The sequence below is a fragment of the Xenophilus sp. Marseille-Q4582 genome (genome assembly GCF_916700565.1).
Classification (GTDB): Bacteria; Pseudomonadota; Gammaproteobacteria; order Burkholderiales; family Burkholderiaceae_C; genus Xenophilus.
In genome coordinates this window covers 591,712-604,308 of sequence record NZ_CAKAKO010000001.1, presented here as the reverse complement: position 1 = coordinate 604,308, position 12,597 = coordinate 591,712, and the positions used below count along the sequence as shown (strand labels likewise).

The window sequence follows — 12,597 nt, the reverse complement described above, 5'->3', positions numbered from 1 at the left end:
ATCTCCAGCGGCCCTTGGCTCGCTGACCGGTCGGCGACTCAGCCGGGGTCGGGCATCTGTTCTCGTTTCACCCATCCACCCTTTCATTCGCCCTCCTGTCATGAAATTCAAGGGTTCCGACAATTACGTGGCCACGCAGGACCTGATGCTGGCCGTCAATGCCGCCATCACGCTCAAGCGTCCGCTGCTCGTCAAGGGCGAGCCCGGCACCGGCAAGACGATGCTGGCCGAGGAGGTCTCCACCGCACTGGGCCTGCCGCTGCTGCAGTGGCACATCAAGTCGACCACCAAGGCGCAGCAGGGTCTGTACGAGTACGACGCCGTGAGCCGCCTGCGCGACTCGCAACTGGGCGACGAACGGGTCAAGGACATCCACAACTACATCGTCAAGGGCGTGCTCTGGCAGGCTTTCACGTCCGACCAACCGGTCGCATTGTTGATCGACGAGATCGACAAGGCCGATATCGAATTCCCGAACGACCTGCTGCGTGAAATCGACCGCATGGAGTTCTACTGCTACGAGACGCGCGAGATGATCCGCGCCAAGCACCGGCCGCTGGTGTTCATCACCTCGAACAACGAGAAGGAATTGCCCGACGCCTTCCTGCGCCGCTGCTTCTTCCACTACATCAAGTTCCCGGACGCGGAAACGATGAAGAACATCGTGGCCGTGCATTTCCCCGGCCTCAAGCAGGAGCTGCTCACGGCCGCGATGAAGACCTTCTACGACGTGCGCAACCTGCCCGGCCTGAAGAAGAAACCTTCCACCTCCGAGCTGCTGGACTGGCTCAAGCTGCTGGTGGCCGAGGACATTCCGCTCGAGGCCCTGCAGAGCAAGGACGACAAGGTCGCCGTGCCGCCGCTGGTGGGCGCGCTGCTCAAGAACGAACAGGACGTGACGCTGTTCGAGAAGCTGGTCTTCATGCAGCGGCACAACCGCTGAAGCGCCTCCACCATCGCAGCCCATGGCGCCGCCCAACCCCGCCCCGCCCACGCGCCAGCTGATGGCGCTGGGCATCTCGCAGGCCGTGTGTTTCTTCGTCGGCGCCCTGCTCGGCCGCTGGCTGGGCCTGGCCCTGGGCTGGGACGCCTTCGGCCCCGAGGGCTACACCGGCCGCGCGATCGCCGGCATTGCGCTCATCGGCCTGGGCGGCGGTGGCGGCGTGCACCTGGCCCGCAGCTGGTACCGGCGCAAGTACGGCGCGCCACCGGTCTGAGGCCGCGCACGCCCACGTGCCCTGTCCGATCGATCCGACCGAACCGATTCGAGCCCTCCCTGCCCCTGACACCATGGCTTTCGTGAACCCTGTCGAACTTTCGCTGCGCGGCGTGAAGCTGGTCCCGCTGGCCCTGTCGCATGAAGCGGGCCTGGCCGCCGCCGCGGCCGACGGCGAGCTGTGGAACCTGCGCGTGACCTCGGTGCCCGCGCCCGGCGAGACGCGCGGCTACATCGAGGCCGCCCTGCGGATGCGCGAGGAAGGCCACCGCTTCGCCTTCGCGGTGACCGACGAGGCGAGCGGCGAAGTGCTGGGCACCACCAGCTTCCACGACATCGTGCCGGCCGTGAAGCGCGTGGAGATCGGCTACACCTGGTACGCCCGGCGCGTGCAGCGCACGCACGTCAACACCACCTGCAAGCTGCTGATGCTGCAGCATGCCTTCGACACCCTCGGCTGCCACGTGGTGGGATGGCGCACCGACAACTTCAACTTCGCCTCGCAGGCCGCCATCGAGCGCCTGGGCGCGAAGAAGGACGGCGTCATCCGCGGCCACGCGATGCGCCGCGACGGCACGATCCGCGACACCGTGATGTACAGCCTGCGCAGCGGCGAGTGGCCCGAGGTCAAGGCCCAACTGCTCTACCTGCTGGACAAGCCGCGCGGCTGAACGCGCAACCCAGGAGATCCGCCATGCTGATCGACTTCTTCTACACCCTGCGCGCCGCCAAGCTGCCGGTGTCGGTGAAGGAATACCTCACCCTGCTGGAAGCCCTGCAGGCCGACGTGGTCGGGCCGAATTCGGACGACGCCTTCGGCATGGACGACTTCTACTACCTGAGCCGCACTGCGCTGGTGAAGGACGAGAAGCACTACGACAAGTTCGACCGCGCCTTCGCCGCCTATTTCAAGGGCGTGGAGATGCTCACGGACTTCACCAAAGAAGTGCCGTTGGACTGGCTGCGCAAGACGCTGGAGCGCGAATTCACGGCCGAGGAGAAGGCCGCCATCGAGAAGATGGGCTGGGACGAGCTCATGGAGACGCTGAAGAAGCGCTTCGAGGAGCAGAAGGAGCGCCACGAGGGCGGCAACAAGTGGATCGGCACGGGTGGTACCTCGCCCTTCGGCCACGGCGGCTACAACCCGCAGGGCATCCGCATCGGCGGCGCCGGCAAGAACAGGAGCGCCGTCAAGGTCTGGGACCAGCGCGCCTACAAGGACTACGACGACAGCCAGGAGCTGGGCACGCGCAACATCAAGATGGCGCTGCGCCGGCTGCGCCGCTTCGCGCGCGAAGGCCACGAGGACGAGCTGGACCTGGACGAAACCATCAGCCGCACGGCCGCCAACGCGGGCTACCTCGACATCAAGATGCGGCCCGAGCGCCACAACAACGTCAAGGTGCTGCTGCTGATGGACGTGGGCGGCACGATGGACGAACACGTGCAGCGCGTGGAAGAACTCTTCTCGGCCGTGAAGACCGAGTTCAAGCACCTGGAGTTCTATTACTTCCACAACTGCGTCTACGACTTCATGTGGAAGAACAACCGGCGCCGCTTTTCCGAGAAGTTCGCGACCTGGGACGTGATCCGCAAGTACAACAAGGACTACAAGCTGATCTTCGTGGGCGACGCGACCATGAGCCCCTACGAGATCCTGCAGCCCGGCGGCAGCGTGGAGTACAACAACGAGGAGCCGGGCGCCGAATGGCTGCAGCGCCTCACCCACGCCTTCCCCAAGTTCGCCTGGATCAACCCCGAGCCGCAGGGCGTGTGGCAGTACCGCCAGAGCATTTCCGTCATCCAGCAGCTGATGAGCCAGCGCATGTTCCCGCTCACGCTCAAGGGGCTCGAAGACGCGATGCGGCTGCTGTCCAAGTAGCGCGCGACGCGCACACCGGCCCGTGCCGGCATCTCCGGCCCTCTCCGACAGGGGGCGCGGGAGCCCGATGTCAGAATGCCCGCCATGCACAGGGCGGCGCGCTTTCCGATGACCCCCACGCCGGCCCTTCCGCCGGCGTTTTCATGCCGGCCCCCGCTTGCCCGAAGGCAAGGGCCGCAGCGCGCCGCAGCGCCGCGCGCGCACCCGGCGCTGGCGGCCGTCCTGCTGCTGATCGCGCTGCTGCTGCAGGGCTGCGGCGTGCTGCCCGGCCGCGGGGGCGGCGACGAGGCCACGGCCTCCGCCGCGGCGTCCGCCGTGCAGGGCGATGCGGACGCCGCGCCGCGCGAGCGCCACGCCTTCACGGTCGAAGTGCAGGCCGAAGACGACGATCTGCGCGAGCTGCTGGAAAAGCACCTCGAGATCCAGCGCTACCGCCAGCTCGACGACCTGGAACTGGCCGAGGTGTCGCGCCTCATGGTGGCGGCCGAGGCCAATGCGCGCAACCTGCTGGCCACGCAGGGCTATTTCACGCCGCAGCTCACGCTGGAGCTGATCGACGTGCCCGAGGACCGCGACTCGCCGCACCGCGTGCGCATCCGCGTGGAACCGGGCGAGCGCACACAGGTCGAGGCCGTGCAGGTCGACTTCGCGGGGCCCATCGCCACCGACGCCGACGCACGCGCCCAGCGGGAGTACATCCGCAACGGCTGGAACCTCTCGCCGGGCAGCGCGTTCACGCAGCAAAGCTGGGACAACGCCAAGACCCTGGGCCTGCGCGCGCTCACGGCGCGCCGCTTTCCCACCGGCAGCGTGCAGTTCAGCCGCGCCGACGTGGATGCCGACCGCGGCCGGGCGCGGCTGTCGGTCACCTACCAGTCGGGGCCGGCCTACCGCTTCGGGGCGCTGGAAGTGCGCGGCGCCGAACGCTACGACCCCGATGGCGCGCGCCGCATCGCCCGCGTGCCCACGGGCGAGGTCTACGACCAGCAGCAGCTGCTGGATGCGCAGCAGCGCCTTGCCAGCAGCGGCTACTACGACTCGGTCTTCCTCACGCTGGACACCGATAAGGGCCTGCCCACCTTCGCCCCCGTGATCGCGCAGGTGCGCGAGGCGCCCTTCCAGAAGGTGGTGCTGGGCGTGGGCTTCACCACCGACAACGGCCCGCGCGTGTCGGTGGACCACATCCACAACCGCATGCCGGTGCTGGGCTGGCGCGCGGTGTCCAGGCTGTCGGTGGACCGCGACACGCAGCTGCTCAACACCACCTGGACCTCGCTGCCCGGCGAGAACGGCTGGCGCTGGGGCGCCCTGGGCGAGCTCAAGAAAGAGCAGGCCGGCACCTACGACGTGAACAGCGGCCGCGTGCGCTACGGCCTGAGCAAGGCCGGCGACCACATCGACTACGCCACCTTCCTGCAGTACGACTATGCCGAGAACGTGGGCGAAGGCGCCCCGCCCTCGGCCGCCGCGCTCAGCGTCAACTGGCACTGGACGGGCCGCTATTTCGACGATGCGGCCAACCCGCGCCGCGGCTGGGGCCTGGCACTGGAGCTGGGCGCGGGCTACGCGCTGTCGGGCCAGCGCCTGCCGTTCACGCGGGCCTACGCGCGCTTCCTGGGCGTGGTGCCGCTGGGGCGCGCACAGTCGGGCGAGACGGCCCTCGACGCGCGCCGCTCGCGCCTGGCCTTTCGCGCCGAACTGGGCGGCGTGGTGGCCAGGGAATCGGCCCGCATTCCTTCCACGCTGCTGTTCCTGACCGGCGGTGACGCCACGGTGCGCGGCTACAGCTACCGGCAGATCGGCACGCTCGATGCCGCGGGCGCCACCGTGGCCGGCCGCTACCTGGCCGTCGCCAGTGCGGAATGGCAGCGCCCCGTGGTCTGGAACGGCAAGCGCACCGACTGGGAAAGCGTGGTCTTCGTGGATGCGGGTGCCGTGGCCGACAAGGCCAGCGAACTGAACAAGTTCAAGGTCGGCGTGGGCGTGGGCGCACGCTGGGCCAGCCCCGTGGGCCCGGTGCAGGCCGACCTGGCCTATGGCGTGGACGTCAAGAAGTTCCGGCTGCACCTGCGCCTCGGCTTCTCGTTCTGAAATGAAACACCCCCCAGGCCGCTTCGCGGCTCCCCCCTCTCTGGCGCCTTCGGCTTGGAGGGGGGCGCACCCAGAGGCCTGGCAGAGCCAGTTCCTCGGGTGCCCTGAGGACTTCGCTGCGCTCCTAGGCTTGAAGCGCCCGTTTCATGCCCTGCGGGTGGCACGCAGCGCCGTGGAAAACTGACATGGATGCGCAGACGCCCGCCCCCACGCCCCCCACCCCGCCGCGCCGCCGGGGCCGCCGTGTGCTGTCCTGGGTGGGCTGGGGCCTGGCCGGCCTGCTGGCACTGCTGATCGCGCTGGGCGGCGCGCTGTGGTGGTGGGCCGGCACCGACCAGTCGCTGGCCGCCACGCTCACGCGTGTGGCGCGGCTGATGCCCGCGGGCCAGACGCTGGAGACCCGCGAGGTGACCGGCTCCGTGCGCCGGGGCGGGCGCATCGGCCACCTGCAATGGCGCAGCGCCGCGATGCAGGTGACGGTGGAGAACGCCGAGATCGGCTGGCTGCTGCGCCCCCTGCTGAGCCGCAAGGTGCAGCTCGGCGAAGTGCGCGCCGCGCGCGTGCGCATCGAATCCTTCCCGCAGCCCGACAAGCCCCAAGAGCCCCTGCAGCCGCTGCAAGGCGTGACGCTGCCGGTCGAGGTGGACCTGCCCTTCAAGATCGACACCATCGAATGGGCGGGCCCGCCCGCCGTCGAGGTGCGCGCGCTGGCCGGCCGCTACCGTTACGAAGGCCAGGCGCACCAGCTGAAGATCGACGGCGTGGACGTGGCCGACGGCCACTACAGCGCCGACCTGAAGCTGCAAGGCCCGGCGCCCATGGCGCTGAACCTGGCGCTGCAGGGCCGCGTGCAGGCCGCGCTGCAGGAAGACCGGAAGCTGGAACTCAACGCGCAGGCCCGGGCAGAGGGCACGCTGGCCGGGCCCGAGGCGCGACTGGCCGTGGAGGCCACGCTGCAGCCCGCGGAAGAGGCCGATCCCGCGCGCCCGGTCGACGCCTTCGTGAAGGCGAACTTGGCGCCCTGGGCTTCGCAACCCGTGATCGACGCCGTCGCCCGGCTGCGCAACATCGACGCAGCCTGGCTGCTGCCCGAAGCGCCGCGGACGCAGCTGAGCGGCCAAGTCAGCGTGCAGCCGCAAGGCGATGCCGCTCGACCGGCCTGGACGGTCGACGCCGAACTCGACAACCCCGCCGCGGCCCCCTGGGACGAAGGCGGCCTGCCCGTGCGCGCCCTGCAGGCCGAGCTGCACTACGACGCGGCCGACAACGCCGTGCTTGTGCGCGAAGCGCGCATCGAAGCCGGCCGCGGCGTGATCGAGGCCCAGGGGGAATGGCGGCCGGCCCCCGCGCCCTGGCAGCTCGCAGCCACGGTGCGCGACGTGCGGCCCGGGCTGCTGCACACCCGACTGGCCGGCGCGCCGATCCGCGGCGAACTCAAGGCCTCACAGAAAACCACCCGCACCCCCGACGATGAAAGCACCGTGCTCGACTTCGACCTGGACCTGCACGCCGCCGGCGATGGCGCCAGTGCGCGCGGATTCGAGGGCCTGAACCTGCGGCTCGCACAGGCCCAGGGCCGCTGGAGCCTGCCGGCGCAGGTGCTGGACCTGCGCAGCCTGCGCGTCGAGGCGGCCGGCGTGGACATGCGCGGCCAGGGCCAGGTGCGCATCGCCGAGCAGGCCGGCCAGGCGAAACTGCAGGCCACGCTGCCCGGCGGCACGCTGGACATCGACGCACGCATGGCCCCGACGCAGGGCCAGGGCCAGGCCCAACTGCAGTTGCGCGATGCGGCCCTGCTCCAAGACTGGGTCGCAAGCCTGCCCGGCCTGGGCCAGGCCTTCGCCGGCCACAGCCTGCGCGGCGAGGCGCGGCTGGACGCGCGCTGGCAAGGCGGTTGGCAGAGCTTCCAGCAGCAGTTGCAGAGTCCCGGCCAACCCCTGCCTCGCGGCAGCGTCGAACCCACCCTGAGCGCGAAGCTGGAGGTGCCCAGCCTGGCGCTGCAGCCGCCCGCCCCCGGCGCGCAGGCGCCGCGCCCTGCGCCTGTGCTGCTGCGCGGTGTGCGCGCCACGCTCGAAGGCCGGCTGGCGCAGGCCACGCTGTCGGTGCAAGGCCAGGCCGAGCGCGGCACGCAGCGCCTGAACCTGGACACGCAGGCCAGCGGCGGACTGGCCCGGCGCGGCGAATGGCGCCTGCAGCTGGCGCGCCTGCGCGCCCAGGCGCAGGACACCACCCAGAAGCTCGATCCGTGGACCCTTGCCCTGTCGCGCGAACTCAGCAGCCAGATCCGCATCGGCGACGGGCAACTCGACGTGGAGAGCAGCGCCGGCGCCGCCACCTTGAACGGCCCGGTGCCCGGCACCGTCCGCATCGACTGGGAACCGCTGCGCCTGCAGCAGCGCAGCAGCGCCGCCGGCAGCAGCCTGCGCCTGCAGTCCAGGGGCCGCATGCAGGGCCTGCCCATGGCCTGGGCGCGCGCCTTCGGCGGCGACGCCAGCCTGCGCGAAATGGGCATCAGCGGCGACCTGGTCTTCGACGGCGACTGGGACATCGATGCCGGCGACCGCCTGCGCGCCCAGGCCCGCGTGGCCCGCGCCAGCGGCGACCTGCGCGTGCAGGCCGGCGAGGCGGCGCTGGTGCGGCGCATCGAAAGCCACGGCACCGGCACGCGCAGCGAGATCACGATGACCCCGACCGACGAGGGCCCGGGCACGCCCGCCGGCCTGCGCCAGGCCGAGCTGCGCATGCAGGCCGATGGCGATGCACTGCAGGCCACGCTGGTGTGGGACAGCGAACGCGCCGGCCGGATCCACGCCGAAGCCGGCACGCGGCTGGTGCAGCAGGGCGGCGGCTGGCAATGGGCGGCCGATGCGCCGCTCAGCGGCCGCGTGCGCGCCACGCTGCCGCAGTTGGGCGTGTGGTCCATGCTGGCGCCGCCGGGCTGGCGCGTGGCCGGCTCGCTGCAGGCCGATGCCACGCTGGCCGGCAGCCGCGCCGAGCCGCGCTGGAACGGCACGCTGGCGGCCGACGAGCTGGCCCTGCGCGCCCGCGTGGAGGGCCTGGACCTGCGCGACGGCCGCCTGCGCGCCACGCTGGCCGGCACCACCCTGCGCATCGACGAATTCCGGCTGCAGGGCGGCCAGGCCAGCCGGGTGCGCATCGCCGGGCGCGGCGGCAACATCAGCACCGTGGCCAGCGAACGCGCGCGCGACGGCGGCAGCGTGACCGTGCGCGGCGAAGCGCAGTGGGGCGAGGCCGGGCCGCGCCTGGACCTGCGCGCCGACATCGACCACCTGCGCGCCCTGGTGCGCGCCGACCGCCAGGTCACCGTCTCGGGCGACCTGCAGACCCGCCTGCAGGACGGGCAGTTGCAGGTGCGCGGCAAGGTCACGGCCGACCGCGCCGCCATCACCCTGCCGGACGAGAGCGCCCCCGGGCTGGGCAGCGACGTGGTGGTGCGCTCGGCCGCCATCGAGCGCGAGGCGCGCGAGAAGGCCGAGCGCGAAGCCAAGGCGCGCGGCGACGCGGCCGAGGACACGCCCAAGCCCCAGCAGCCGCTGCTTCGCCGCCCGCCCGACATCGCCCTCGTGTTCGACCTGGGCAAGGATTTCGCCGTGCAGGGCCGCGGCATCACCACGCGGCTGGAAGGCGCGCTGGACATCCGCGCCAACAGCCTCACGGCCGCGCCGCGCGTGACCGGCGAAGTGCGCACCGTGCAGGGCCAGTACCGCGCCTACGGCCAGGCGCTGGACGTGGAAAGCGGCCTCGCGCGCTTCAACGGCGTGGTCGACAACCCGCAACTGGACATCTTCGCGCTGCGGCCCAACATCACGCAGCGCGCGGGCGTGCGCATCACGGGCAGCGCGCAGGCGCCGCGCGTGGCCCTGTATTCCGACCCGGTGCTGTCCGAGGCCGAGACGCTGTCGTGGGTGATCCTGGGCCGCGCCTCGGCGGCCAGCGGCGGCGAGGCCATCCTGATGCAGCAGGCCGCGCTGGCGCTGCTGGGCGGCCTGGGCAAGGGCGGATCGGGCGGCAGCCTGGCCAGCCGCTTCGGCCTGGACGAGATCGGCTTCAAGGGCCCGGGCAACGGCGGCGAACTGGCCGAGTCCTCGGTCACGCTGGGCAAGCGGCTGTCGCAGGATTTCTACGTGACCTACGAGCGCAGCCTGGCCGGCGCGCTGGGCACGCTGTTCATCTTCTACGACCTCACGCGCAACCTCACGCTGCGCGGGCAGGCCGGCCAGCAAAGCGCGATCGACCTGATCTACACGCTGCAATACGACTGACGCCGCAGCGCGGCAGGGCCGCCGAGAGCCCGCGCACCGCCCGCCGACGGCGTTCAGTGCGCGCGGGCCTCCGCGTTGCGCTTGCGCGTGGCCGCGGCCTTGCGGGCCGAGGCCGACCGTTGGGCCGCCGTGCGCTGGGCCGCCGCAGCGCCGCCGCGGCGCCCGCCCTTGCGCGAAGGGGCGTGGTTCTCGGGCTGCCCGCGGCCCGAGCCGGACTTCTTGCCGCCGCCCGTTTCCGCGTTCACGGTGGCCCAGGCGCGGCGCTCGGCCTCGCCTTCGGACACGCCGCGCTCCTTGTAACCCTCTTCGATGTGCGCCGCCTGGCGCTTCTGCTTGTCGGTGTAGGAAGACTTGTCTCCGCGAGGCATGGGCAACTCCTGGTTCGTGGGAAAGGATGGAAACGGGCCGAGCGCGCGCACCGGTGCGCAAGGGCTTTGCCGATGGGGCCGGGCCGCGCTTTGCTACCCTTGCGCCCCATGACGCTTCCTCTGCCGCCGCGCAAGCCCTTCAAGCCCTGGGTGCTCGCCCTGATGATCGCGGGCGCCGGCTGCGCCTTCGTGGCCGCCTGGTTCTCGTTCCAGCAGAACACCGTCTGGGCCACGCGCTTCGGCATCGGGGCGCTGGTGCTGTACGTCGCCGCGATCGTGGCGCGGCGCAGCGGCCACTGAACGGGCGCGAACGCGCCGGTGGGCCGCCGGCGCGCACTCAGCGCGGGGCGGGCGCGGTGCCGGGCTCCGTGCCGGGCGCCGTGTTCGGGGTGCCGGCCGGCGACGGCGCGTTCTGCAGCGGCGAGGTCTGCACCGGCGCATCGGTCGTGCTGCCGCCCCGGGGCAGGTAGAAGGCGTTGAAGGCCAGCACGCCGGCCAGCAGCGCGATCACCAGCACCACGGCGATGCGCAGGATGCGCCGGTTGTCGCGCTCGTTCATGCGGCCGTTGGTGCCGGGTTCCGGGGTCAGCTGCGTGGCGCCGCCGCGTCGTTCCGGGCGGTCCTGGCGCGTCTCCTGCGCGCGAGGGGAGGCGGTGGTGGGCATGGCTTGCTCCGTCGGGCGGTCGCCCATTCCGCCGGCCCGCGCCAGCGGCGAATGCGCGACCTTCTGGCGCTCAAGCTAGGCCGGTGAACGGCGGGCCCGTGTAGGAAAGGGGCGGTGCCGCGCGCGGTCCCAGATGGACGCCGCCGGCCCGACCGAGGGGCGGCCGCGGCTCAGCCGGCGGCGGGCGCCTCGGCCACCCAGAGGCCGGGGTAGTCGTGCACGAAGCCGTCCGCGTCCACCCCCAGTTCGGCGCGGTAGTCGAAGCGCGGGGCCGCATAGCCGTAGCGGCCGCCGGGCAGGCGTTCATAGCGCTGCTCGAGCAGGCCCAGGCTGCCGTCGCCCACGTCCAGCCAGGCGGCCGGCACCTCGGCCGATTCGCCTTCCGCCAGGTGCAGCCGGCGCAGCTGCAGCAGGTTGGTGGCGGGCGTGAAGCCCAGGTCCAGGTCCACGCAATGTGACAGGTCGGGCACCGGCTGCTCGTTGAGCGTCCAGCCCTTGGCGCCATGCGCCACCGACAGGTCGATGGGCGTGCCGCCCAGCCAGCCGCGCACGGTGCCCCACTGCGTATGCCAGTGGCGGTCGCAGCGCACGCGGTAATGCAGCTGCGCGATGCGGCCGTCGCGGTGCCGGAACACGGCCGCGCCGTCCACCTGCCAGGCGACATCGTTGCGATCGAGGCGGCAGGCATCGTGCCCGGGGGCATCGAGGCGGCGCCAGAGAAGGGTGGCGACGGTTTGCATGGGGCGCATGATGCGCGCCGCCGGGGGGTGGCGCAAGCACCCGCGGCGCGCCCGCAAGGCAGCCCTGCGGCATGCCGGCGCGCGGCCGGCCCAACGGCGCGCGCCGCGGCGAAAATCGCCCCGTGTCTGCCTCCTCCCCGCCGATCCGCCGTGTGGCCCATCTGGACATGGACGCCTTCTTCGCGTCCGTGGCGCTGCTGCGCTACCCGCAGCTCAAGGGCCTGCCGATGGTGATCGGCGGCGGGCGGCGCAAGGTGGACGAGATGCTGGCGCGCGACTGGGCCGGCGTGCCCGACAGCGCGATCCCGGTCGAGGCCTTTCCGCTGCTCAGGGACTACGTGGGCCGCGGCGTGATCACCACCGCCACCTACCCGGCGCGGCAGTTCGGCGTCGGCTCGGCCATGGGCATGATGAAGGCGGCCAAGCTGTGCCCGCAGGCCATCGTGCTGCCGGTGGATTTCGACGAGGTGCGCCGCATCTCGCGCCAGTTCAAGGCCGTCATCACCGACATCGCGCCCGTGATGCAGGACCGCGGCGTGGACGAGGTCTACATCGACTTCACCGACGTGCCCGGCGGCCAGCGCGAGGGCGGGCGCGTGCTGGCGCGGCTGATCCAGAAGTCCATCTTCGAGGCCACCGGCCTGACCTGCTCCATCGGCGTGGCACCCAACAAGCTGCTGGCCAAGCTGGCCAGCGAGATGAACAAGCCCAACGGCATCACCATCCTGCACGAGGACGACCTGCGCACGCGCATCTGGCCGCTGCCCGCGCGCAAGGTCAACGGCATCGGCCCGAAGGCCGACGCCAAGCTGCAGGCGCTGGGCATCCACACCGTGGGCGAACTGGCCGCCTGCGAGCGCGACTGGCTCATCGCGCGCTTCGGCAAGGCCAGCGGCGCCTGGATGCACGACATGGCCTGGGGCCGCGACGAGCGGCCCGTGGTGACGGAAAGCGAGCCGGTGTCGATGAGCCGCGAAACCACCTTCGACCGCGACCTGCACGCGGTGCGTGACAAGGCCGAGCTGGGCGCCATCTTCACCGACCTGTGCCAACGCGTGGCGGCCGACCTGCAGCGCAAGGGCTACGTGGGCCGCACCATCGGCGTGAAACTGCGCTACGACGACTTCCGCATCGCCACGCGCGACCGCAGCCTGGACCACTACACGGCCGACGCCGCGCTGATCCGCCGCACCGCGGGCCTGGCCCTCAAGCGCGCGCCGCTGGCGCAGCCGCTGCGCCTGCTGGGCGTGCGCGTGGGCTCGCTGGTGCGCGCCGACAGCCCCGAGGCCCAGGCGCCCGCCGCGCGCTCCGCCGCGCCGCCGGTGCCGGCGACGGCGCCGCTGTTCTGAGCGC

The 12,597-nt window shown here is 71.8% G+C and carries 11 protein-coding genes; 8 read left to right on the top strand and 3 right to left on the bottom strand.

Features of this window, described 5'->3' with window-relative positions; genetic code table 11:
* Nucleotides 1-100 precede the first annotated feature (100 nt).
* The 6 genes from LG388_RS02795 to LG388_RS02770 all read left to right on the top strand — a co-directional run bounded on the left by LG388_RS02795 (nucleotide 101) and on the right by LG388_RS02770 (nucleotide 9,472).
* Nucleotides 101-943, top strand: a complete 843-nt coding sequence (locus tag LG388_RS02795) for a MoxR family ATPase (protein ID WP_225781313.1) — start codon at nucleotides 101-103, stop codon at nucleotides 941-943.
* A 22-nt stretch (nucleotides 944-965) separates the two neighbouring features.
* Nucleotides 966-1,217 carry a hypothetical protein gene (locus tag LG388_RS02790; RefSeq protein ID WP_225781312.1) on the top strand — a complete coding sequence of 84 codons (252 nt, stop codon included), beginning with the start codon at nucleotides 966-968 and terminating at the stop codon, nucleotides 1,215-1,217.
* Between the two features lie 73 nt (nucleotides 1,218-1,290).
* Nucleotides 1,291-1,887, top strand: a complete 597-nt coding sequence (locus LG388_RS02785; protein WP_225781311.1) for a GNAT family N-acetyltransferase — start codon at nucleotides 1,291-1,293, stop codon at nucleotides 1,885-1,887.
* A 23-nt stretch (nucleotides 1,888-1,910) separates the two neighbouring features.
* On the top strand, nucleotides 1,911-3,098 hold the full coding sequence (locus LG388_RS02780; RefSeq protein WP_225781310.1) for a VWA domain-containing protein: 1,188 nt from the start codon (nucleotides 1,911-1,913) through the stop codon (nucleotides 3,096-3,098).
* 108 nt (nucleotides 3,099-3,206) lie between these two features.
* Entirely contained in the window at nucleotides 3,207-5,189 is a 1,983-nt protein-coding gene (locus tag LG388_RS02775) for an autotransporter assembly complex family protein (RefSeq protein ID WP_225781309.1), read from the top strand.
* 185 nt (nucleotides 5,190-5,374) lie between these two features.
* Nucleotides 5,375-9,472: a translocation/assembly module TamB domain-containing protein gene (locus LG388_RS02770; protein ID WP_225781308.1), complete on the top strand. Its 4,098-nt coding sequence runs from the start codon at nucleotides 5,375-5,377 to the stop codon at nucleotides 9,470-9,472.
* A 53-nt stretch (nucleotides 9,473-9,525) separates the two neighbouring features.
* On the opposite strand, the gene LG388_RS02765 is transcribed toward LG388_RS02770, so the two are convergent.
* Complete coding sequence (locus tag LG388_RS02765; protein WP_225781307.1) at nucleotides 9,526-9,840, bottom strand: plasmid stabilization protein; 315 nt, start codon at nucleotides 9,838-9,840, stop codon at nucleotides 9,526-9,528.
* A gap of 108 nt (nucleotides 9,841-9,948) precedes the next feature.
* On the opposite strand from LG388_RS02765, the gene LG388_RS02760 reads away from it, so the two are divergent.
* Nucleotides 9,949-10,140: a hypothetical protein gene (locus LG388_RS02760; protein ID WP_225781306.1), complete on the top strand. Its 192-nt coding sequence runs from the start codon at nucleotides 9,949-9,951 to the stop codon at nucleotides 10,138-10,140.
* Between the two features lie 37 nt (nucleotides 10,141-10,177).
* Here the strand turns inward: LG388_RS02760 and LG388_RS02755 are convergent, their stop codons facing one another.
* Both LG388_RS02755 and LG388_RS02750 read right to left on the bottom strand, forming a co-directional pair.
* The gene (locus tag LG388_RS02755; protein WP_225781305.1) at nucleotides 10,178-10,504 is read right to left on the bottom strand and encodes a hypothetical protein; all 327 of its coding nucleotides are present in this window, start codon (nucleotides 10,502-10,504) and stop codon (nucleotides 10,178-10,180) included.
* 170 nt (nucleotides 10,505-10,674) lie between these two features.
* Nucleotides 10,675-11,244, bottom strand: a complete 570-nt coding sequence (locus LG388_RS02750) for a putative glycolipid-binding domain-containing protein (protein WP_225781304.1) — start codon at nucleotides 11,242-11,244, stop codon at nucleotides 10,675-10,677.
* 167 nt (nucleotides 11,245-11,411) lie between these two features.
* On the opposite strand from LG388_RS02750, the gene LG388_RS02745 reads away from it, so the two are divergent.
* A complete protein-coding gene (locus LG388_RS02745; protein ID WP_225781805.1) occupies nucleotides 11,412-12,593 on the top strand; it encodes a DNA polymerase IV in 1,182 nt (393 codons plus the stop codon).
* Nucleotides 12,594-12,597: the final 4 nt, after the last annotated feature.